This window comes from Aliivibrio sp. S4MY1 (assembly GCF_028765545.1).
GTDB lineage: Bacteria > Pseudomonadota > Gammaproteobacteria > Enterobacterales > Vibrionaceae > Aliivibrio.
In genome coordinates this window covers 117,363-140,966 of record NZ_JARACP010000005.1, presented here as the reverse complement: position 1 = coordinate 140,966, position 23,604 = coordinate 117,363, and the positions used below count along the sequence as shown (strand labels likewise).

The 23,604-nt window shown below is 36.7% G+C and carries 14 protein-coding genes; 4 read left to right on the top strand and 10 right to left on the bottom strand.

What is annotated here, in order from left to right:
* Positions 1-56: 56 nt before the first annotated feature.
* The 8 genes from pglX to PVK71_RS07370 all read right to left on the bottom strand — a co-directional run bounded on the left by pglX (position 57) and on the right by PVK71_RS07370 (position 12,986).
* Positions 57-3,701: a BREX-1 system adenine-specific DNA-methyltransferase PglX gene (gene pglX, locus PVK71_RS07405; protein WP_130049301.1), complete on the bottom strand. Its 3,645-nt coding sequence runs from the start codon at positions 3,699-3,701 to the stop codon at positions 57-59.
* Positions 3,701-5,284: a Fic family protein gene (locus tag PVK71_RS07400; RefSeq protein WP_130049302.1), complete on the bottom strand. Its 1,584-nt coding sequence runs from the start codon at positions 5,282-5,284 to the stop codon at positions 3,701-3,703. The genes pglX and PVK71_RS07400 overlap by 1 nt, the downstream gene beginning before the upstream one ends.
* Entirely contained in the window at positions 5,284-8,967 is a 3,684-nt protein-coding gene (brxC, locus tag PVK71_RS07395) for a BREX system P-loop protein BrxC (protein ID WP_130066623.1), read from the bottom strand. Before brxC ends, PVK71_RS07400 begins: the two co-directional genes overlap by 1 nt.
* 98 nt (positions 8,968-9,065) lie before the next feature.
* Entirely contained in the window at positions 9,066-9,629 is a 564-nt protein-coding gene (locus PVK71_RS07390) for a DUF1788 domain-containing protein (protein ID WP_130049497.1), read from the bottom strand.
* Positions 9,629-10,228, bottom strand: coding sequence for a DUF1819 family protein (locus PVK71_RS07385; RefSeq protein WP_130060025.1), 600 nt, complete (start codon positions 10,226-10,228; stop codon positions 9,629-9,631). Before PVK71_RS07385 ends, PVK71_RS07390 begins: the two co-directional genes overlap by 1 nt.
* A complete protein-coding gene (locus PVK71_RS07380) occupies positions 10,215-11,159 on the bottom strand; it encodes a WYL domain-containing protein (protein WP_274421792.1) in 945 nt (314 codons plus the stop codon). The genes PVK71_RS07385 and PVK71_RS07380 overlap by 14 nt, the downstream gene beginning before the upstream one ends.
* Before the next feature lie 119 nt (positions 11,160-11,278).
* Entirely contained in the window at positions 11,279-11,713 is a 435-nt protein-coding gene (locus PVK71_RS07375) for a hypothetical protein (RefSeq protein WP_130049397.1), read from the bottom strand.
* Between the two features lie 859 nt (positions 11,714-12,572).
* Positions 12,573-12,986, bottom strand: coding sequence for a hypothetical protein (locus PVK71_RS07370; RefSeq protein WP_130049396.1), 414 nt, complete (start codon positions 12,984-12,986; stop codon positions 12,573-12,575).
* Between the two features lie 309 nt (positions 12,987-13,295).
* Here PVK71_RS07370 and PVK71_RS07365 point away from each other — a divergent pair, with 309 nt between their 5' ends.
* On the top strand, positions 13,296-13,613 hold the full coding sequence (locus PVK71_RS07365) for a hypothetical protein (RefSeq protein WP_130049395.1): 318 nt from the start codon (positions 13,296-13,298) through the stop codon (positions 13,611-13,613).
* Between the two features lie 12 nt (positions 13,614-13,625).
* Positions 13,626-13,892, top strand: a complete 267-nt coding sequence (locus tag PVK71_RS07360) for a hypothetical protein (protein ID WP_130049394.1) — start codon at positions 13,626-13,628, stop codon at positions 13,890-13,892.
* Positions 13,893-13,922: 30 nt separating this feature from the next.
* On the opposite strand, the gene PVK71_RS07355 is transcribed toward PVK71_RS07360, so the two are convergent.
* Positions 13,923-16,238 (bottom strand): hypothetical protein, encoded by a 2,316-nt coding sequence (locus PVK71_RS07355; protein ID WP_130049393.1) that lies wholly within the window; start codon positions 16,236-16,238, stop codon positions 13,923-13,925.
* A gap of 583 nt (positions 16,239-16,821) precedes the next feature.
* Between PVK71_RS07355 and PVK71_RS07350 the strand changes: the two genes are divergently transcribed.
* Positions 16,822-17,019 (top strand): MbcA/ParS/Xre antitoxin family protein, encoded by a 198-nt coding sequence (locus tag PVK71_RS07350; RefSeq protein ID WP_130049392.1) that lies wholly within the window; start codon positions 16,822-16,824, stop codon positions 17,017-17,019.
* A 126-nt stretch (positions 17,020-17,145) separates the two neighbouring features.
* On the opposite strand, the gene PVK71_RS07345 is transcribed toward PVK71_RS07350, so the two are convergent.
* Positions 17,146-18,291, bottom strand: coding sequence for a DUF6035 family protein (locus PVK71_RS07345; protein WP_274421790.1), 1,146 nt, complete (start codon positions 18,289-18,291; stop codon positions 17,146-17,148).
* A 378-nt stretch (positions 18,292-18,669) separates the two neighbouring features.
* On the opposite strand from PVK71_RS07345, the gene PVK71_RS07340 reads away from it, so the two are divergent.
* Positions 18,670-23,601 (top strand): AAA domain-containing protein, encoded by a 4,932-nt coding sequence (locus tag PVK71_RS07340; RefSeq protein ID WP_130049413.1) that lies wholly within the window; start codon positions 18,670-18,672, stop codon positions 23,599-23,601.
* Positions 23,602-23,604: the final 3 nt, after the last annotated feature.

Genomic DNA, 23,604 nt, shown 5'->3' with positions numbered 1-23,604 from the left:
CATATAAAAAGCACAGCCCGAAGGCTGTGCATATCCAATACTAATTAAATCAGTAACTACTTAATCTTCTCTGGCACTTTGCCGTGAATCGCTTTTACATCACTTAGCAAGTTGCCAAATTTGCCGTAGTTCACCTTAACGCCATCATCAAGATCTAGAGTGATCTTCATTTCTGCTAGGTGCTTCAATTCCTCATCGAACTTAACAAGCTCTGCTTGTTTTTTATCGATGGTTTTCAGTTCCTTGTCAATCGCACGCAGTTCTGCACCAGATGCGGTTGCTTTTGAATCGTTAAGAATGTTCTTGCGGCTTTCTAGTTTACCCATCAGCGGTGTTACATACTCGGTACGCATGCGTGACAGCGTGCCTTCGTTATAACGGTGCAAATAAACCAAACACTCAAAGGCTTTCTCTTTACCTGAGCTAAATAGCCAGTAAATAGGGCGCTTCTTGTACGTTTTTAAATGGTCTTTAAAGAACTGAGTAGAGAAATAGCGACGGATGGTATCCATCGAGCTTTCACCTTTCTTCGGTTTGATTGCATCTAAGCATAGGCTTTCAGCTACAAAGTCTATGTTTTCTTGAAGGTGCTCTTCACCCCAAACCGTTTTCACAAATTCACGGAAGCGGGTAGTGGCATCATCATCAAACAACCATTCTTCATCAGCTAATGGTACGATACCATCATCATCAGCGGGGAAAGTTTTGTATGCCCCTTCTACAACAAGCTCTTTGAAGCCGTTGTTGCCTGAGTGAGCATAGATTAAGCCTGAGCGATCTAGGGAGTACCTACCAAACGTATTGCCCAGAAAGTAACTGATAAACGAGCAAACCACTTTGCTTACAATACTGTCTTCAATTTCTCCATTAGTGTTGCTTCTCAACTTGATAGATTCTATGTTCACATCTGTAGCAATCAAGTGTTCAAGTCCTAAATGTTTAACAAATATCGTGTTTATACTTGTCTGGATACATTTTAGCGTCTTGGCATTTTCATTGCTGATATTTATAATTTTGTAGATGTTATCAGCGATAGAACTGCTACTCGCATATTTTGAGTCGATAAGTTGATGTGCTTTAAATTCAAGAGCAGTTTCCTGACTATTCCAATCATTCCTAGAAATTTCAATGGCTTCTCTGACGTGTTCAACAATATTGCTATCGAGAAGTTCTTTGTATGGAACTCTTTGTATATCACCAACAAGGTAGTTTACGGTTTGAGTATTTACCTTGACGAAATAATCAAAACAGCTTGAGTTAAGGTAGCCGAGTAATACTTCTACCGAAATATTTTTTGGGAAAATGCATAAAGCAGCGTTGTTTGCTACGTGTGCTTTATCTAAAAGTCTAAATGAAGGCTTTCCAGAGCTAATTGCAGACCACGATACCCCCTCTAAATTCCAATACTTCTCGTCAAGAATACGAGCAATGTGGTCACTTTTATAGTGCTTACGGGCGCAGTCAGTCCAGAGAACAACGCTATCTATATTTCCATACCACTTACGGTATTCTCCTCCTTTAGGGTGTAGTCGCCATTTAGAGTTTGTTCCAATTTCAAAAGCGTTCACTTCCCATAGGTTACGAAGAAACTTGTCGTTGTTACCTGTCTTTACGGAGCCGTCAGAAATTAACTTTCTATCTAACAACCCGAACGAGTATGTCTGAATTGCAGGATGTGAAAGCCAATAAGCAATGGGGGCCCCTGGAATCTTTTTGAAATCGTCTTGAGTATTGTTACTGAACAGGTTCAAACGTGCGATCATTGCGGCCTTTTTGGCTGCTTCGTTTCCTTCGGTTAAGTTAAGAAATGAAGGCTTATAGCTTCTGACGTATTTCTTAGATAATACCCATGCTGTAGTTTGTACAACTTCCCCAGAAATCTGACCAAAAGCCTTGGAACCTAAATGAGCCATGGTGATTATGGTTTTTTCATCAAGTAATGATTCTCGCAGACTTTCAAAACTAGATAAAAACATCCAAGATTGCATGTTGACTTGAGCGTTATAACCATCTTCTTTTAAGAAGTTAAAAACGCGTTCCATAAAAATAGCAAAAAGGTCGGATTTTGAATTAGGGAAAGATTTCTTAGCAAAATCTTTTAACGCAGTGTTCATACCTTTTGAACCCATATATGGCGGGTTCGCTACCGCTACATCGTACTTAGTGGCTAATACAATGGCTTGTCCCACAATGGGAAGTAGCACTTCTGCTGCTTCTTTTGTGGTTGGCTCACTACCTTGTTCTTTATCAGTTAGTTTTTCTTGTAATGTAGCTAAAGATTCAAGGTGCTGGCTATCAACCTCAATCAATGAACCTAAGTTTTTCGCATCAATAAACTGTTCTTTCAGGTAACGCAGTAAATCAAGGTAGACCTTGTTTTCTGCTGAAGCTTCAACTAATTCTAGTTGAGGTTCTGCAAATAGATCACCCATAGAACCAGTTTTTTGGTTACCATCTAAATCCAAATCTGCCCATAACTGGTTGATGTTCAGGTTTTCAGTTGATTGAATAGAACGGATATTTAGTTTGATGTCACGCGAGAAAATGCGCTTGTCATCCTCACGCGCTTTCATTAGCACCGCAAAGGCTGCCATTTGCGCTGCGCGATCATCAATATCCAAACCATAAATGTTTTTAGTAAGGATTAGTTCTGGAATTTCACGTGAGCGGTAGCCGCGTTCTAGGTAGATTTCACGCAACACTTCATAGACTTCCACCAAGATGTGGCCTGAACCACAAGCAGGGTCGAGCACTTTAATCTGTTCTGGATCAATGCTGGTTGGCGTAATGGCTTTTAGTTGCTCGATAACATCATCACTTTGCTCGGCAGGGGTGATGTAATACTCCATCTTCTCTTTTAGTTCAGAGTCAGGGTAGGTAGCAAGCCATTGACGACCCAGAGAGTTTTGCACGAGGTACTTAACAATCCAGTTAGGGGTAAATAGCTGAGTCGCCGCAGGAATGTCTTCGCGTTTAACGACTTTACCAATAACCGCATCTTTGTGTTCAGAGATGTAGAACTGGTATAACCAACCAATGACCTCAATCTCTCGCCAATTATCTTCTGGGATATCGTTAACCAAATCTTTCAAAATGGAATCGGTTTTTGTCAGGTTATCTGGCAGTAGTAGTTCGGTTGCATTATCCAGTTTTTCAAACATGAAAGACATGGCTTCACTTAGTTGATGACACTGACCTAGAAGAATTGTGCGGTATAACTCTTCTTCTTTGTTACCATCTAGCACCATATCAATGATGCTTTCTTTGTTTAAGCCTAGGTCATCAGCTACGTCTGCCGCTGAACCTAAAATCTCAAAGCCTTCACCAAATTGTGCGCCTTCGCTTTTGCTTAATACACGGAAACCATGATCAAGGTATTCGTTCACTTCCATGTAACGGATAGCCGTTAAGCGGTTGAACCATGTAAAGGCTGTTTCGTTAATGAATTGGTTAAAACCGTCTTTTAATACGAACTTATCGTTGTTCGTGCCTAGCTCTTCGATACGTTTAACGAGTTGGGCACGTTGTTGACCTTGCTGGCGAGTAAATACACGGCCTTCAATGACGGCACTGTCACCATCAATGGTCATTTCTGCAATGCGGTCAGCGTATAAGCCAAGAAACGCTGCTCGCTTTGTTACGGCTTCCATAAAAGCCAAACGGGCTTTAGGAGCGTAAGCTTTTAATTTGTTGGTGTTCATTATTTATCATCTTTTAGTTGATTAATCACAGCCTGACCGTGTTGAGTTATTCTGTATTTTTGCAGGCGGCTCTTAGGTGTTTCTGGAATGGTATATTCAATTAGCTCTTGCTCTAACGCTGGAGCAATGTAGTTATTACGTAGGCTTGGGCGGTGTTTTAGCTCAAGGGCTTGTAATAATTCAGCAGCAGACAGTGTCGTTTGTTCGAGTGCGAACAGTAACTTTTTAAGTGGTTCGCTTAGCTCTACCTTAACGGATGACTTAGTCGCTGACTTAGTCGCTGACTTGATCGGTGAGTTAGTCGGTTCTTGTTCGGTTGTTGGATTTTCTCCGATAAAATCAGGGTGAATCGGCAAGATAGTCACAAAATAATTGTTATCGTCATCGGTGATAAATTGTGGCTCTAGTGATCCATTTTTTTGCATAAAACGACGGATCTTTGGAATGCCAGTGCCTCGACCTTCGGTTAAATCTAACTCTTTTAAAAAGTCACCTAAACGGCTGTTACGGCAATCTTTAGCGATAATTAAATCACCATTTAACATGGTTTGGTTAACTGGGGGCAGTGGGCCTGGGAAGTTAACCACTTCAATACGATGGTGACGAATATTTATCTCTATCGGATTTTGTCTGTCATACCCTTTATGAAAGACAGCATTAGAAATTGCTTCTTCAAGAGACTCAAACGGATAGTTATAAAAACGCTTGGCTTCGGCTTGTCCATCAATTTTGATAATTTGTTCTTTTATCACATGAGTTTGGATGTGACGTAATACGTCTTTAAGTTGCATCCATACTGGGCCTTCAAAATAGGTTTCTTGAAATTTATCACCAATATCGTCTTGGTAATGAACCATTTCTATGCGTGCGCCACGGAAAAATTCATGCGGTTTATTGGCAAACATGAGTAAGCCAATATTCAGCGGATGTAATGATTCACTTGAACCATTGGCAATGCGCATTTGGCGACATAACTCAGAAGTAGAGAGGTTCGGTTGTTCTGCACGAAGATCACTCTTTATGGTGTGTAAAAAGTTACTGATGTGCACTTGGTCTAAATCATCAATAGAGGCGTGATAATTGATTTGGTTATCAAAGGGGGTTCTGCCTGCAAAATCCATTAGCCTCTGTAAATCGGTGTCTTTTGCTTCTACGGTAGAAGACATGCGACGCACATAATAAGGCTTATTGATTTGGTCTTTTTTACCTAGTGTTTTTGGTGCTTTATAAGGTCGATATTGACCTGGTGGACACCAAATTATCAGGATATAACGGTCGCCTATTTTTTCTGGGTGAACCACTGGGAAGTAATCAGGCTGAATAAAGTGACAGACACGTAATAACTCTTTTTGAATCTCATCCAGTTTACTGGCTTCAAGTCCAATAGGAGGTAATACCGCAACGCCATTTTTTTCTTCAACACCCACGACGATGTAGCCACCGCCGACGTTGTTTAAATCGTTAGCGAAAGCACAAATCGAGCGCACGATCACTTCAGGATTCCATCCTGTTTTAAATTCGATACGCTCGGTTTCAATGACGCTCCCCTTAAGGAGAGCGTGAATATCTATTGGCAATGCCATTATTTAATTCGTACCTTGTGGTTAGAGGCGATTAACTCTGATAACTGTGTTTTCAGTGCAGCAAGGTAAGCGTCTAGCTCTTGCTCGGTTTCTAAGTAACTGTTGTCACCAAGATCACGGAAGATAGAGCCTGTATCAATCGTTACCACTTTTTTCGCTTTCGGTTTTACGATTGGCTCTGCCACTGTTAGGGTTTCTTTGGTTGCTGCCCCATAGTTATTTGATGGCTCTGATGCATCTGGCGTGCTAGCTGCTTGTTTTGCTCGCTCTATGGCTAATGCAGCTTGACGCTCTGCTTCTTTGGTTTGTTGATCAATATAAGCATTGATGATCTGCTCGGCTTGTTCAACCAACTCATTAGAGTTACGCACTTCTTCATTCATCTCTGCAATGCTGGTTAATTTATCTAAACGTTGCAGTGACTGTTGCAGTGGACGCAGGGCATTGTGACTGATGTTATCAGGTGCTTTCGATTCTGAGATGTGCTCCTGTACATTTTCAATCGCTGCTTGCAGCTTATTTGTTGCGTTAGTACGGCTGCTTGCCAAAAACTCATTATTAACGGTTTGTACCGTTTCAATTAAGCCTTGTACTTGACGGATTTTGCCATAAGGACGTTTGTCTTTATAAATCGCCTCTAGCTTATCTAATGCTGTTTTTGCGCTCTCTGAGGTTTCAAGCAAGTAGCGGTTTTTAGCAAACTCAACGGTGAGTGCGCTTGCTAGGTTTTGCCATGTTGAGAACTGAGTTTCGTAGAAGGTTTCTAGATCTTCAAACTCTTCTTCAAAGTCTTCTAATTCGTTACCTTTACGCAGTAATTCATCAATGAACTTAAAGCTGCCTTGCTGCTCAAGTAATGATGAAAGCAGCATGATGCCATCTTCAATTTCATTTGTGCCTGGGAATGTGCCTGTAGTGGATTTTGCTTTAAAGTCTTTCAGCTTGGCTAACATGCCTTTTAATAGTTGGCTTGCTTGCTCGAATAACTCTTTTTCTGTTGATGGCGCATTTTTGTGGAACAGGGTTTTATACAGAGTTGCGGCCTTTTTCAGGTTCGCTTCTGATTGTTGTTGAATACGGCGGATACGTAAGTTTGCACGCTTGGCGGTTTTATCCAGATGTTCAAAGGCACTGCGTAAAGCGATGTCTTGTTGGTTGGCTTGCAATGTTAGCTTATTAGCAACCGCTAAACGTGCGATCATCAAGATAATTTCGTTATCATTCCAACCAAATGGACGGCGAGAGAATTTCTTCACCATGTCACCCGCGGTAATAGGGCGACCGTACTCATCACTGATGGCAATATGCTGTTCCATCTCTGTGAGTGCGCGAGGATTCGCTTCTACATCAGATAAGTCGATGTTCATTTGGCTTAAATCATCAACAATTAGGGTTTGTTGAATTTGTTGACGAATATCGCCTGTGTACGGTTGTACGTATTTTAGTTTACTGAAGGTGTTTTCAATTACATGGCAGTAGGCATTATCAACAATGGCACTTGGTGTTGCGCCTTTGGTGTTGTAGTTTTGACCTAGTACGTAGAAATCCGATTGTTTGATCAGCTCTTCTAGCTCAGTGACGAGCTGTTTACGACGAGCACTGTTTTCTGCGGCTTTTGCACGGATCAAGACTTCCATATCGGCATCACGGCCTGCATTGCGTTTGGTGTATTTTGCGGTACGAATGTAAGTACGTAGCTCACCAAATAAACGCGATTGGTCTTGCAGTTTGATAAGGATAGAGTCTGATGATTCGTTGCCACATACCGCATCGTTCATTTCATCGTAGCTAGAGTCGATAGGTGAAATCACTTTTAACAACAAGTCGTTATCGGTTGTGCGATCAAACGGTTGACCATTACAGAAGCGTGAAACAGGGAAATCCTGCTTGTTTTCTGGGTAACGGTAGTTGTTGTTGGTTTTTAAGATCTCTTCAAACAGAATCTTGCTTAGTTCTGCGGTTTCATCTGATGATTCTATTTCTGTATTTTGGATCTCTTTTTCGATCTCTTTTTCTTCGTTGGTTAAGAAGATGTACTCGTCACCTTGGCGAGCAATTAGGTTATTGTTTTCTAATGCGTCTAGGCTGTTGGTAATATCAATACGAAGTTGACGTTTGTCTTGATCCACTTCTGAGATGCATAGCGTTACGATGTTGTCGATGGTGGATTTCATCTCTTCAACATAACGGATCATAAATAGCGTTTGTAGTACCTGAACAGAAAACTCGGTAATAGAGCTTTTCTCTGATGCTTGGTTGATATCACGTACCACTGCGGTATCTAAAAACTTCTTAATAGATGGGTAGAAGCTGTAAAGTGGGATCAAACGACCAATATTGTCATCGACAAATTGATTGGTTGCGGTTTGGAAGGCTTCAATTAATGAACGCTCACCTTTTGCTAAGTGTGTACCTGCCGCGCCAGCTTGACTGATGCCAGAAAACACTTTCTGAATAAGGTTGTATTGGTATGGTGCAAACGGGTAGCTTGATACGAAATTATCTGCCCCAGTAAAGTTTGAGAACTCGGCTTTGTTGGTGTGCTCAAAACTTAACTGGCTACGAATGATGTCGCCTTTTTCATTGTATAACGCAGCTAGTGCCGTTTTTGCTGGATCTGTTTTATCAAGCAGACGCTTTTCGATAACTTCGTTTACGTTGGAGCTTGAAAGAGAGATACGATCAAAACGTTGTTGAATGCGTGAAAAATCGTTCTTACGTGAGCCTTCTTGCATTTTGCCTAATACAGCATCAATGTCTTCTTGTGAGGTAACTACAACCCATGCGCGACCTTCACAAATAGTGCCTAGGTTTTCTGTGATGGTTTGCAGCTTAAGCATCATTTGGGTATTTTGACCGATGTATTGACCAATCTCATCGACGAAGAAGCTAATACGACGCTCTGAGCTACCATCAAGGTACTGTTTAACCCATTTACAGAAGTTTTGAATGTCTAGGCTGAAGTTATTTTCTAAACGCTCAATGGCTTGACGACCTGCGTCTTCTGATTGGCCTGTTACTTGTGCAAATGCAGCAGCTAGATCATCACGGTAGAAGTCATAAGAGTCACGTTCTTCTAACCACGATGAACCCGATAAATCTTCAAATACACGATGGAATTCTTGCAGTTTGCCACGAGCATCTAGATCGCGTTCTAAATCGGCAATATGAGCGTGATCGCCTGAGTAGCCCATTTTTTCATTGAATACTTTTAGGAATACTTTCAGGATTGCGTCTTCTTTATCATCGGTATCAGCACGGCTATCGATGTTAAATAGAATAACGTTGTTTTCTTTTTGAATTGCACGACGCATATCGCCCAGCAGCATTTGGTCTTCTTCAAGTTTTTGCTCAAAGAAGTCAATAGCACGTTTGTTTACGCCTTCATGGGTGGTCTCTACATTTTTAAGTAGGTAAGACATGATTTTGATGAAGTGCGATTTACCTGAGCCAAAGAAACCTGATACCCAAATGCCTGATTTGCCCGTCATTGATGCTTTTTTAGGATCATCCACTGATGGCATGTAGTATTTGAAAAATTGCTCAATATGGCCTTTAAGCTCGGCGGTAATAACGTATTCGTCTAATTCAATGAAGACGGTGTCGTTTTCAACTTGATCGGCTTTTACTACACCATTAATAGGGCGAGTAATGTCTTTATTAAATAGCTGCTGTAACTGCATGGTGGTTTCCTAGCTAATTTTTTATTTTAATTTTGGTTAATGCACTTGGTTACTCTGTTTTTGTAACGTGCTGCATTACGACTTGTTATATAAGGCAATTAAGCAAGCTTAAAGGCTCGATAATAGTTGTTGGATTCGATTCGTCCAAACGGCTTTAATGATGCGCCATCGTATTCGCCAGGGTAGAACATCACTGTTGGTACTTGTCCTACTTTAGCGTGTAAGGCATTAAGCAAGCCATGACCTCGAACGATAGGCCACACACTACCAAGGCCATGAAGCATAATGAAATCACAATTCTCAATATTGGCTTCTTGAACGATAAATTCAGCGACACGGTTTTGCTCTAGTGGGCCTTTTAATGCTTTAAATAGAGCTTCATCGCCTTTCTCAAATTGCATTTTGAAGGATTTATCCAATAAACGACGTGATTCTAGTAGCTTAACGATCATCTCAAACAGATTGATGCTAGCAAAAGTGTAACCTCGATTGGTGAGTTTTTTCTCTAATACTGAAATGTGCTCACGAACCGCTAATTCTTGCTCTGGCTTGTAATCGAAAATATAAAAACCGATTTCACCACCCAGCTCTTTGTTTTGCAGAAAGCCTTCGCTTTCCAGACGCGATTGAATGGTGTCGAGTCGTTGCTGTAATTGCTGCATTAGTAAGCTTCCATCGCTTGGATAATGTCTTCTTTATTCATATCAATAAGAAGAGTACGAACATCAGGCGTAATATAGATGTTGGTTAAAATCTTAGTTTTTGTGCTTTCTAAAAAACCACCATCGGTCATGACTTTAAAAGCAACTTGGGCAATTTTGTAGGTCGATGACTCTGACATCTCGGCAAACTCAGGGTAAAGGCGAGATTTGTCTTCCCAGAAGTATTCCCAATCTTTGCTGTCTATGCTTTCACGGTACATGCGTTTGGCATCCATAACGACGGTACGCATAAAATCAGCAAGAAGAGGAGAGTTGATGAGTGTTGCTGCCATCATCAATTGTGCGGCCTCTTCGTGATTGGCTTTGGACAGCGCGTGCAGAAAATCGTTATTAAGTGAGCCAATGCGTTTTCTTATGGTTGCGGCATTACGTTTTGCAGACGCAGGTGAGCGCTTTTGTAGAATATTTTGATCGACAATTGCATCATCCCATTGCTCTTTGGTTGGGTCAGTCAATAATAGCTCTGCTATCAGTTGGCTTTCTTTGATCATCAAACTGCCACCGATTAGGTCGCCGAGGTATAGTTTATGCTCTGCCATTGTTTGCTCCTAAATGAGTGGTAAGTGTGTTGTCTGATGTTGTTTGTGCTAAGTAACCAGAAGCTAAGTGTAGATTGTCTACGCCATATAGGGTGGCTCTATTAGCTAACCACAGTTGATGCTCTGCTGTATGTTGCGTTGCGTTTTCAGAGCAATCGACATTCCAACGGCGAAGTAGATAGCCTGTTAATGCCGCACGAACCTCTATATTGAGTTTTCCATCTTGCATTGAGTAATCTAACTCTATGGCTTTTGGATAATTGATATTGTTTGGATGCGGTACTAATTCTAATGGCACAAATCGCATCCACTGTTTATCTGCCAGTATTGTCTGATCTTCTTTGATTACGTTGTCTGATAATTTTGCTTTAATGATGCGTGAAATAACAAAATCTCTAAATTGTTTACTTTGACAGTCGTAAGCACGAATATGCCAACGTAATCCATTATCGACAATGGAGTGAGGCACGATGATGCGATTACTTTCACCGCTACTTAATGAAACATAACGGATGTTGACGGCTTTGGTATTTAATGCCGCTTGAGTTAATACGGCGACAATATCAATGTTAGGTGCATTAAGCTGACTTGGCGCTTCAAAAGGAATACCTAACCCGTTAATCACACTGTCTTCACCTGATAATTTGGTGGCTAGCTTGGCAAGTGTGTCGTTATTGTTGTGATTAAACAGTGGGGTAAATTTGGCTGTTTGGAAATAACACTTTTCTGCGTTGTCATAGATTAAGTTATCGCTTGCCAATTCTTTGTAGAGGTTAATGTCTCTCGTGGCATTAGATAAGCCCATTTTAAAGTGTTCAACCACTTCTGAACGCGTAAAGTGACCTACAAACATCAGCTTAAAGTCAATGTAAGCCAATCTTTGTTTTTGTGCGTAGTTGAGTTTATCCATATCTTTTTTATTATTAATCATTTGGGCTAGAGTATGCACCATTTTGGGTTTTACTTCAATTGGAATACATGGAGGTAGTTAATAAATCAATCTAAAAAAAGATAGGAGAAACTTGTCAGTTTCTTTCTTTAATTTATGAATTACCAAGGTTGTGGCACTATGCTTTCGTATACTTCTTTAATCTCATTGCTAAGGTAATAAAATTTAAAATCATTATCTTTTCTAAATTTTATTTCTTTATCTTTACACTTAGCTTGGTATTCAAAGTTATTACCAAATTTATCGTTTCTATCGCTACCATAACCAATGTTTTTGGCTTGTTGTTCAAGTCTTCTTAATTTTTCTCGTAAATATACGTATTCAGTTACCAGATCAAAACACTCTGGTTCAAGCTCTAGAGGGTTGAAAATAACAACGTAAGAAGCAGCACTAAAAAACATTTTTCCGCTTAAGCAAGGTTGTTCACTAGCATTGCAAACGCGACCATTCACCTCATCTGCAAATTCACTAGCATCATTAAATGCATTACCAAACGTTATTAGCCATTCGTTATCTCTCAGTTTTATTTGAAACATTTTATTGATTCCACATATTAAAAAACTTTTTTATTATTAATTATTTGGGTAAGAGTGTGTACTATTTGTTTTTTCTTCAGTTAGAGAAGGTTAGAATTATAGGGACAAATGTCTTTATTTAGTGTTTTCTAATCGACCAGAGTAAACTGAGGATTTTAGGTATTGTTGCTGTGGTGAGATTGAGCATCTGTGGCACAAGAACGATGGTTACTTGTTGTGAAAATGAATCTAGATAGGGAGACTTTTTATGCTTGTAACCGCTTCAGGCGTGGTGCTGATGATTCATGTGGTGAGAATATAAAAATAGAGGCTTATGAGATGCGAATCCGAAAAGCACGGATACTGGTTAAATAATTAAATATGAGACTACTTTGAAAGCCAGCGAAACGCTGGCAATAAACGAATATCTATTTCTTCATACACAATGAAGATAACAGGATTCAATTCTATAGGTACATACCTAGTATGTAAGACTTAATTTAATTGTTGGGTGATCAGCGGAAACAAAAAAGGCCGAGAAAACTCGGCCTTATTGTCCAACGGTTAACCGCCTGTTGGCGCGGAATATAGGCATAAGCTATGCTATTAACTTAATTTCTGTTTTCTTTAAGCCGCTAGTTAAGCAGATAAGGTCACATAATGATTAGTTGAACTAGTTTTTATGTGTTTAAGTTTTTTCTTTAAGCCACCTGTTAGATGGAAAGATTAGCTGCTCAATGTCTATGAGCTAAATATATCTGAGTTATTTATGCGTGTAAAGTACTTTAACTCATTGACTCTTAAGTATTTTATGTATAATAACAAACATGGGAGTATTGTTATCTATAGGTATTCCCCCACTTTTAAGTAATAACGTCATTTATAAGCAATCACCAATGCATATTAGTTGTTCTTCTAAAGCAACCAAAGTAGAGAGATTATTAATGAGATAAATTTTGTAATCTTCCTTTTCTGCATCAAATTGAAGATGGTTTGATTTAAGATCTGAACTGTTGATAGCAAATGTAACAAACAAGACCTCATCAAAACTTTCAATCTCAGACGTTAATCGCTTAGATAGTGTAGCTGTAATACAGGACTTACAAGGAGTAAATCTATAGCTAGATAATATCAGATTGTATTTTTGGGAGAATAGTAGGCAAAGCTCTAATGGTGACGTAGGAATTTTTATTTTACGCCCATTTACAAGAAAACTGGATTTTAAATGGCATGGAGATAGTTCAACCGAAATGCTTTCGTTGTTAGCTATTAAAGTGTTTGTCATGTTGTTCATTGTATATATCCTAAATAAAATAGCCCCTGATCTGCTTATTTATTATAGAATTAATTTTTAATACAAAGGCTGGGGTAAATACTCTGTATTAAAAATTACAATATATGGACCTATAATTCCTGTCAATCATTAATAACTAAATTTACATTATATTTTTGCCGCCAGATAAATACTGAGCTGGCGGCATAAGTTATTGTATTTATAGGTGGTTTATTTTATAGGTTGTTGAAAATAAATATTTACAACGTTGATTTCTTATGTTTTATTATATGCATCTAAACAATGTGTATAAAATACAGAGAGATTAAAATGAATTCGATTCAAGTGATGTTTAAAAGAAGTAAGAAAAAGGAAATTATTAATGTTGAAGTTAATAATAATAAGGGAAAGGAATTTAAAGTTAGTTATGAAAGTATTTCAGATAAAGAAGCAGTAAAAATAGCTAATAGTTCTCCTTATGATAAAAAAGAGTTTGGAAATAAAAGAATGAATAAACGTAATTATGCGAACAATCAACTAATTAACACGGTTTCAGAAGCAAAGGAAAACCGAGTACCTGGTTTATACGGTTGTAATAGATATAAATCTAACCAACGAAAAAATTTCGATACTCTTGAGTTTATTTAGTAGGGACCAATTATGTGCACAAGACATTCCTGTCAAGCGATGCCTGAACAAGTTAATCTCGTACACACAGATAATTATAGTTCTGATAAAGAGTGGTTTATATTCATCACAGAAGAAGCTCAAGAGGGTGATTTAGAACATAGCCACGAATTGATGAATGTTGGAGATATTATCTGGCAGACAGCGTTTAACGTGATATTTTGCCCTTATTGCGGTGAACGTTTACCTGGTTTTCGGGAAGAACATTATCACAAAGCTCATAATTACAAATTGATATAGTTGATGACGGTTACTTTCTGCCTGACGCTTTTATGCATTTGCAATATAACGCTTAGCAAGAGGGTGCATACTAACGCAGACATCACGAGATTTGTTTTTGTTTGATCCTACAGTTTCTACCTTGAATCCTAGTATTTTAAGTAATTTATTTACTGTTCTTTTAACATGATTCATAGTTTGTTCACTTCTATTACGAAAACTATTTGTAGTAAAATAAGGAAGAAATAAATCCTTTTTATTTGTCAAGTGGTCATATGTTAATTGGTATGTTTGAGTTGATAGCATAGTTTTGTGTTCAAACCTTACATTCATAATATTTAGTATTTCACTTATCGCGATGAGGATGTTTTTATCTTCATCGTCTATATTTTTATCTGATAGATGATGATTGTTTAGTTTTGTTGTTAAGTTTTTCATTTTAAAATCAGAGTAAAAAAGGATAGTCTGTTTATCAACTTGACTAGTAGGTATGTTTAATTCATTTGCAATACCATATTTAATAAAGCTGAATTTTTGCTCTTTTGTTAGAGTGGTGTGACTAATGAGAAAATCTGAAATATCATTAATGTTTTTAGCGTTTTCTATAAAATCTACATCTTTTGTAGATATTTTATTGTTTAATAAAGTATCTATTAATGATTTTTTTGTTTTTTCATTGGTCGTGATTTTTTCTATATGAATATTAAAACCTAATTCATTCAAAGTATGGTATAGAGCTAAGGGGGTGTTCATTTTTAATCTGTAAGAACTATCTTCCGTTGATTTTTTCATTTCATTAAAATCAAAGGGCGTATTTTTTGATTTATAAGAGTATGCCTTTATTTGTGTATGTTTTTTTTGCACTGCAAACTTAATTGTCTTTACTGCTCTGAATCGTAAAGACATTTGTAATAGTTCCATAGGCGTTAATATATTATCGCTTACAATTGTGATCTCATCTGAAAAATCGCAGGTAATACTAAATCCTGAGCCAAGATAAGGAGAGTAAAATATGCGTTGATATTTCATGCTTTCTTGGTTTGGATTTCTAATAAATTCAATTACTTCTCCTTTTTCTTTTGTGGCACCGCAAACGACTAAAATACCTGCATCCAGAGCTTTTTTGTAACTATCATGTCTGTTTGATTCAAAAGATAATTTTTTTATTTCATTCCACAATATGCGAACACGATCAAAAGCAACCAGTTTTGATGTTATTCCAGTGGCTAATGTGGCGTCACGGTGCTGAATAATAACCTTATATTTAGAATAAATATTATCGGTTTGTTTTTTGTAAATACTCACACTATTAACGTTGATATGATTTATAAAGCGAACGGTGATATCATCTGAAGTATCCGCGTCGAGTAAAATAATTTGTTTTTGTTGCTGCAATAAATTCTCAAGGGCGTCGTATGATTTTTCGGCATGCTGTTCATTTTTATAATGTTTTCCTGCTATTGACATGATGCCTTTTTCTGATTCATCGAAAATAATTAAATCAGCTTTAAGCACATAAGGCATCACTTTTGGTAATGAGTTAATTGATGTAGTGATGATAGATGCTTGTTCTAGCAACCCTAAATTTTTTTCATTATGTGTTGCTAATGAAATGGGAGAACCGTGTAATAGTTCAATATCGGTGTGGAATTTAGAGCACAGTGCATTTCGATAGTTAATAAATGCAATTTTTGCTTGAGGATTTACCTGTAATAGATGTACACATTCTTTATTCACACGAGTGGTTTTACCTTGTCCCATACCTGCTTTTATTATTGTGATATGATTTTTTTTAAAGGTAATATCATCTAAGCTTGAAATGGTTTCACCACTAGAGAGTTGTAATGTTTTTTTGACTGCATTATAGACGTTTGAGTTAGATGCCCTTATTTCACTCTCAGCGTCATTTTGAGACATATTGAAGGCTTTCACTAGCTCTTTGGACGCATAATCATTAGGAATAAGATGGGGTGTCATAGAGGTGATTTCTTCTATAGCTAATTTTTTGAATTGTTCTATACCTGTTAACTTATAAGCATCTGTGAATGTACGGTAATTATTCAATAAATCGGATTCAAGAGAAATACAGATGCTGTTGATTATGATTTCAATGGAGTGTTTTATTCCAGCTAGAATGGAATCAATGGTTTGTTTCTCCGTCGCTTTATCTGTTTGTACGCATATCCTTCGTAATACATTGTGCATATCTTTATATGTGTTAGCTGCGTGATAGATGTCACCTACAACTAAGTCATTCCTGTCACTGTTGCTGGCTAATTTATCATTATAGGCACCTACGTGAAGGGTTACTTTTAATGATTCTGGGTTGTTTACGTTTTTTATTTGAGATTGATATGGAGTGTTCATATAACGCCTATGTAATATTAAAAATTTGATTTGACGTATTCTATGATTATTGTTTTTCATCAGTAAATAGACAAAAAACCTTGTATGAAGCCAATTTTTTTGAAGTGTTAAAAATCCCCATAATAAATCAAATGGATCTAAATATTAGCAAGATGGAAAATAAAATAAAATATTTATCTTGCTTTTTTGTCTTTATTTTGGTTGTCAAATTATAGGTGTTAATATTCGACTTTAATAACATAGGGATATGATAAATTTCTCAAATTAACATTCTGTGGTTGTTTTGATTACATTTAAGTAACGGGTGGAAGTGAAGAGGTTTTGAGTCTGTAAATGATTATCAATTAGTTAATAATGATGATTAATGAAAGGACGGATGAGTGTAGTTACATTAATCGAATTTGCATGCGTAGCATGCTTTTTAACTAGCTCTTCGAGCTAGAATATCAATTGATGACTTATGTACAATGACATTAAGTGTCCTTTAATTATTAGTATTTATATATGAGAGAAATAATTAAGGGACACTCTGATTGAAAAAGATGAACTTGGTTCTGTAAGTTATAAGGAAAAGGAATTAGTTATGAATAGCAATATCGATAGAGATGTAAGAGAGTGTTTGTACAAATTATTTAATGATGAAGCACTTTGCAATGAATGGCTTTCTACTCCAAAACAGCCTTTAAATGGCTTAACACCGCTAGAAGTACTGAAGCTAAAAGATGGTAAGAATAGGGTGTTAGAGATGATTGAGCGAATTGAGTTAGGTGATTTTTCGTGATGTTGTGAGAATTATTATTGAATAAATAGTGGAAGTGCCACTTTTGCAAGTGAGTACTTCCTTCTTGTTAAAGGGCAGAAAATGATGGAATAATACAGAAGGTATTATATAGAAAGACTGCTATGATTAATTGCACTCATGACCACATTTAGCGCATACAAATAATCTTCCAAGCTTTTTGGGTTTACCTATAATGAAACATTTTTTGCAAATTACAGCTTCACCATATGATTTATGTGATACGACTTTGGTCGACAACTGTTTATGTCTATGGTTTTTTTCTTTGTATTGTGTTGGTGTTTTAAAATTAGGGTATGATTGTTGATATTTCTCAAACCTTTTTTGTTCATCATATACATTTTGTTCTTGTAAACGTAGGGCTTCACGTGCAATACGTTCAGCTTCTAATTTTTCAGATTTGATCCTAATTCGCTCATTTTGAATTTGCTTAATTACATCATTTTTAAGCTTTCCTGTATCGATGTAAAATATTTTTTTATTTTCTTCATCAAAATTTAAAATTGAAAAATCGACAAATTCAGATGTCCATGAATAGCCAATATCTAAATTTTCTGTCATGTATGGTTTTCTATAATAGCACTTTAGAATAAGGGAATTACGTTTTTCAGATTCATAAAGAGCCTCTTGATTAAATACAAAAATATTAGCTTTATTGGCATAAGCAATGTCGAGCGTTGTAAATTTTTTTTGATCAAAAGAAAGAAAAATCCACGTTATATAGGCATCATTTTGTTTATAAAATTCTTCTCGATGGATTATTACATCAAGAAATGTTGTTGATATTTGTAATTCGAAAACAACGTCTCTTTTATCCGATGCTAATTTTGCTGATATATCTGGTCTACGCCATTGTTTAGCTATACCAACAGGGTGTTTCTCTCGAAATGTTTTTTCTATACTTACGTTATTTTCAAAGAGGGGATCTTGGATAAGTAGTTGTGAAATTTTTTCCTTATTTTCTCTATGTAAACGTCCTTCTTTTTGTCCATTATATTGCATCGCACGAATTTCTTCTTGCGTTAAGTTGGTCGTAGTTTTTACTGGGCAATCTTCAGAATCTTTTACATGAGCAAAAAAAGTAGTCCTGTGTGTATTTGCTCGAAGTACAACGGGCTGAAAACAAACACTACACAGTGCAATTGGTTGAGTCTTTCTATGCTTCTCTATCTCCGTTCGGAGTAGAAAAAACTCTTCTTCTTCACAGTTATCTAAAAAATCGTTTGTATCGATTTCTTTGTCTTGTTCTGTCATGAAAACAGAAGTCATATTTCTTGAACTAGTAGTCATAATTGCAGCTTACACAAAATTATTTCCTCAATTATGCATAAATTAAATACTGGTTAAATATACAAGGTTTAAATATTTATGGTATATCACGAAATTCTATGTGATTAGGGGGGGAATATCGACAATTGAATATTTAAAGTCGCATAATTTATAGAGTTACCTTGAGTTGTTTATTAAAATTCAGGAAAATGAAATAAAAGCAAGAGTTTACCTAGGCTTTAAGTGATATCTTGCGACAATTATGAAAGCTGCTTCATTAGAGGCTAGGTTGTGGTGAGTACCTTGGGTACTAAATCTCGATTAGAAGTGGTTTTTTTGTGACGAATCAACAATAAGAAAAATATGAATATAAAATATTGGGATGGCGGGCTTGAACGCCATGAAATCGATGCGATAAAAAAGATTGAAAATGTACTGACTAATTCTATTTGTCACAAAGTACAAGATAAGAATAAAAATCAAAAGCTTAATTCTTCTAAAGTGCTGAAGAAATCCTTTAATGAGGGGTGGAAAGGATATGCTGGCTTTCGTTTTATCAATAAAAATAAACAGGGGGAGATCGATTTATTAATTGTAACTCACTGTAATATTCTTATTGTTGAACTTAAACATTGGAATGGTAAGCCGATTACTTCAAATCGAGGGAAATGGTTTTGGGGTAATGAGGATCGAGGGAAATCTCCTGTAGAGGTGACTCGTAATAAAGAGTTTTTACTTAAAAATTTACTCAAGCCCTTTGCTAAAAAATTTAAAAATGAAGGTCGTGTTCCTCATGTCCATTTTTTAGTGGTAATGAGTGGGGATAGTGATTTTTCTGGTATCAATGTAAGTGACTTGGCTCATACTATAACGTTAAAAGAATTTTCTCAATTATGTGTGGATGAGCATAAGTTTAATAAGCGTTTTACTCCGCATCCCAACGCAAAAGTACTACTTCAAGATATTCCGCTTTTAGAAAAGAGTTTATTGCTTAATGATCAAAAAGTAGAAGCAAGACCCTTATCTGTTGATGGTTGGTTAGGGCAAGAACAAATTTTTGAACATCCTAATCAAGTGTATAAAGAATACTTTGCTCAAAGTGTGGCTGATAAAAACGATCGTGCAATCATTCGAAGTTGGGACTTTGACAAGCTTTCAAATTATGATGCAAAGACTCCAGATGGACGTATAAAAATAGCCTCTCGTGAACGAGAAGTCCTTACTAAGATAAGAAGAGAAAATAGAAGGTTATATGAGCATTGCGTTTCATCTCTAACAATACCTACTAAAGATAAGATAACTTCACAATATAATGAAGTGGTAGAGTTACCTCATGGGCATGAGCGGTTAAATGATTTTATAGCTACGTATGGTGGAAATTTATCAATTGATGAGCGAATAAACTTAGTTAAAGTATTAGTGGCTCGTTTTGCAGATTTACACCAATTACAGCTTGCGCATCGAGATATCGGTAAACATAGTATTTGGTTAAGTACTGGGCAGCGCGTTGCTCTATCTAATTTTATCTCTGCATTTGATCGTAAGAAAGAAACTGTGGGTAATATTCGTGATGAATTGTCTGTATATAACCAAACAACACCTTCATTATCACCATATCAAAATGATGTTTCTCGTCTTGCTGTTATTGCATGGGCAATTATTAAAGCAAAACGTTTAACGCCAGTATTTGAAAAAGAGCTGTTAAATCAAATTTCACAATGCACTGAATGGTATGGTGATACGTTATTAAATGCATTTAAGGGTGAAGGTTTTAATAATGCTAGTGATCTTTTAGATGCTCTGGCAAAGCAAGAACCAAGTAAAGAAGAAGCATTTAGTTTTTCAACTAAAGAACTAGAACGATTTGTTAGGCCAAGTAAAATTGGACGATTGCACCCTGAAGTCGAGTTCATTTCTGAATCTGATTTAAAGGAGGTCTATAGATCTGATAATGGTGTCGTGAAAGTTTGGAATAATATAAATCCTACAGAGATTAATACAGGACTTGGACTGCGCACATTGTCTTTTTTAGAGCGTGTAGAAAAGTTACAAAGTCTTAACTTAAGCTTCATTCCTACGATTGCAGATTATGGTATTACAGCAAGAGATTGTTCTTTGTATTTGGTGAGTGAGTGGATTGAGGGTGAGCCTTTAGATCCTTATCGAATGCGTAATCGTAGACATGATATTATAAACAGTTTAGTTGCACATATTGAACATATGCATTCATTAGGTTTCGCTCATGGGGATTTAAAGCCTGAAAATATTCTGGTAGATAAGCATTGCGATGTTTTTATTATTGATGTTTTAGATTTCCATCATGATGCAGAAGAGTTATTTAATACTGAATATAGTCCTGTAGATGCCCCTAATTGCTCTGCCTTTGTTCGTGATAACTATGCAGTGATGAAAGTAAGTTCTGAGTTGTTAGGTATTGATTGGGGCTTTGAAAGCTTGCACTTTGAAGCGATTAGTAAGGCTATTATTCATGAACTTGAAGATGTTGACTTTGGTTTTAGAGAATTAACTCGTTTTAAAGATGCGGTATTAAACCCTGAAAAAATATTGCAGCCATCAGTTGAAATTATTGATATCGAAATTGGTGGGGCTAAAGATGGTTTTGAACCCCTGATTGTATATCCAGATAACGGTAAGCTATATGTATCAATAGAAGAAAGCTCTAACAATGCTTCTGGCTTAGTTATGAGTGTTTATGGCTTAGGTGGATTTTTTAGGCTTTTCTTCAACCAAGTTAGTTTTGCATTTGAACATGGTCTAGCTCCTAAAAAAAGAGATAGCATTTTTCCTCGAGATATTGAAAAGGCTGCCTTAGAGCTTCCTTTTGCTATTCGTGTTTCTCAAGGTCGAGCAAGTAACTTAGAGGCGCTCAATAGACGGGTTCGACAAATTTATAGTTTTGAAAATGCAATTAAACAATTTCAGTTAAAGCAGAGAAAAATAGAGCCACTATTAATAGATAAAACTGTTGATATTGTTAACGTTGAGTTGAATGTTAAGCCAATATCCACAAGAGAGCTTTGGCAAGCGATTCTAAAGACAGAAACAGAATCTCATCCTTATGTGGAGCTTACAGGAGAGCCGAGTGCATATAAAGATAATAAAGATATTCTTATATTATCATATGAAGCTGAAAAAGATCCTTTAGATGGATTTACGGCTAAAGATCAGGTTGAAGCTATTATCGTAGATGGTGAAGAGGATTACTTTATTGGTGAAGTAAATTTATCGGCTTCAGGATTAAATAGAGTTAATTTATCGCGTTTTTCCTCCAGAGCGAATAAATTGAAGGAGGAAGATATTATTTTCTTTCGTAGTAAAGCTGATAAATCCTCTTTTAATAAGCGAAAAAATGCTTTAACTCGTATTCTTGATAAAGACTCTGTTATTGAAAATTTATCTGATTATTTTGAACCTGATTGTGGGTTATTACCTATAGATTATGATTTAACTGTTACTGATGAAGATTTTGAACGTTATGATCGAGAAGATGATAACGGTAATGTTATTAAGCTCAATGATAAGCAACGTGTTGCATTTCAAAAACTTTTAAAATACGGTCCGTTATCAATGCTTCAGGGACCTCCTGGTACGGGTAAGACAGAATTTATTGCTGCTTTCGTTCATTATTTGATTGAAAAGCAAGGTGCCGAGCGCATCTTATTGGTAAGTCAATCGCATGAAGCGGTAAATACTGCTGCGGAAAGAATTCGTAAACATTGTGATCGTTTAAAAACAGATCTAGATGTGGTGCGTTTTAGTCGGAGTGAGTCAACTATTTCTCATTCTTTGCGCGATGCTTATTCTAATAATATTGTCAGCCAAAAAGTAGAGCAATTTGAAACGCAATTGAAGTATAGAGTGTTGAATTTAGCTAAATCGTTAAAGGCACCAACTGATTATTTAGAAGCTTATTTAATTTTAGATAAGCAAATACTTTCACATATAGCTAATCAAAAAAATGCACTGATAGCAATTGATGATAAAGAATTGCTCACCAAGCAGAAGAAAGTGCTGAAAAAAGAAATTGGTGAGAGAAAATCATTAATTAATAGTCGATTGCCCCAAAAAATACGTAGTAATAAAGATTGGCATGATAATTTAGATGAGGTTTGTATCGACTTAGTTGAAGGTTTAAACCATGAATATGCTATCGAAGAAAATACGTTTAGTTTAGTCCAACGAATAGTGGCCTTGTCGAAGGATATGATACGAATTATGCAATCAGGTAATGCCAATATGGATGAGTTCTTGGCTCGTTCGAAGCAGCTGGTAGCTGGTACTTGTGTTGGTATAGGTAACTGGGATATTGATATTGCTAGTAATCAGTATGACTGGATTATTATTGATGAAGCCGCTCGTTCAATTGCAAGTGAGTTAGCAATTGCAATGCAGGTTGGTAAACGAGTCCTTTTGGTTGGTGATCATAAGCAGTTGCCACCTTTATATACTGATCCTCATAAAAAGGCTTTGGCGAGACATTTGGGTATTCAAACCTCAAACGATATTGATGAATTAATTGAAAGTGATTTTGCTCGAGCGTTTGAAAGTGAATATGGAGAACAGGTTGGGGCAAAGCTACTAGTACAATATCGGATGGCTCCAGCTATAGGCACTTTGGTCTCTAAGTGTTTCTATGATGGAGAGCTTGAAAATGGTGAACGAAATATCCCTGATATATATCGTGATGTACCTATGGCTATGAGTTCGACGACGACATGGCTTGATACTTCAAGCTTAGGAAAAAAAGCACATCATCAAAGTGGTTCAGGTCGAAGTATTTATAATGATGCTGAGGCTGATGCTATCGTTGATTTACTTAGACAAATTGATAAAGATGAAAGTTTTATAAATTCATTGTTTGAGCAGGTTAAAGACGGTGAAGCTGCTATTGGTGTTATTTGTATGTATGCTGAGCAGAAAAGAATTTTAAGACAGAAGGTTAAAAAAGCTTCTTTATCAGATGAGCTTATGAAACTTTTGAAAATTGATACTGTTGATAGTTATCAAGGCAAAGAAAATCGTGTCATTATTTTATCGGTTACACGTTCAGAACAAAAGCAATCCCCAGGCTTTTTAAAATTACCAAACCGAATCAATGTCGGTCTTTCAAGAGCTATGGATCGTTTGGTAATTGTTGGTGATAAAAGAATGTGGCAAGGAAAGAATAGTCAACTACCATTCGGTAAAGTAATTAAATTTATGGAAGAAAATACGAATGAAGATTTATATCGTTTTGTAGATGCTGTAACGAAAAAATTTAAAAAGGCGGTATAAATA

Coding starts and splice junctions, on each gene's coding strand:
- PVK71_RS07390 (WP_130049497.1), bottom strand. CDS start 9,629: ATGCAGCAATTACAGCAACGACTCGACACCATTCAATCGCGTCTGGAA.
- PVK71_RS07365 (WP_130049395.1), top strand. CDS start 13,296: ATGAATTCGATTCAAGTGATGTTTAAAAGAAGTAAGAAAAAGGAAATT.
- PVK71_RS07340 (WP_130049413.1), top strand. CDS start 18,670: ATGAATATAAAATATTGGGATGGCGGGCTTGAACGCCATGAAATCGAT.
- PVK71_RS07370 (WP_130049396.1), bottom strand. CDS start 12,986: ATGAACAACATGACAAACACTTTAATAGCTAACAACGAAAGCATTTCG.
- PVK71_RS07400 (WP_130049302.1), bottom strand. CDS start 5,284: ATGGCATTGCCAATAGATATTCACGCTCTCCTTAAGGGGAGCGTCATT.
- PVK71_RS07355 (WP_130049393.1), bottom strand. CDS start 16,238: ATGAACACTCCATATCAATCTCAAATAAAAAACGTAAACAACCCAGAA.
- pglX (WP_130049301.1), bottom strand. CDS start 3,701: ATGAACACCAACAAATTAAAAGCTTACGCTCCTAAAGCCCGTTTGGCT.
- brxC (WP_130066623.1), bottom strand. CDS start 8,967: ATGCAGTTACAGCAGCTATTTAATAAAGACATTACTCGCCCTATTAAT.
- PVK71_RS07360 (WP_130049394.1), top strand. CDS start 13,626: ATGTGCACAAGACATTCCTGTCAAGCGATGCCTGAACAAGTTAATCTC.
- PVK71_RS07350 (WP_130049392.1), top strand. CDS start 16,822: ATGAATAGCAATATCGATAGAGATGTAAGAGAGTGTTTGTACAAATTA.
- PVK71_RS07345 (WP_274421790.1), bottom strand. CDS start 18,291: ATGACAGAACAAGACAAAGAAATCGATACAAACGATTTTTTAGATAAC.
- PVK71_RS07375 (WP_130049397.1), bottom strand. CDS start 11,713: ATGTTTCAAATAAAACTGAGAGATAACGAATGGCTAATAACGTTTGGT.
- PVK71_RS07380 (WP_274421792.1), bottom strand. CDS start 11,159: ATGATTAATAATAAAAAAGATATGGATAAACTCAACTACGCACAAAAA.
- PVK71_RS07385 (WP_130060025.1), bottom strand. CDS start 10,228: ATGGCAGAGCATAAACTATACCTCGGCGACCTAATCGGTGGCAGTTTG.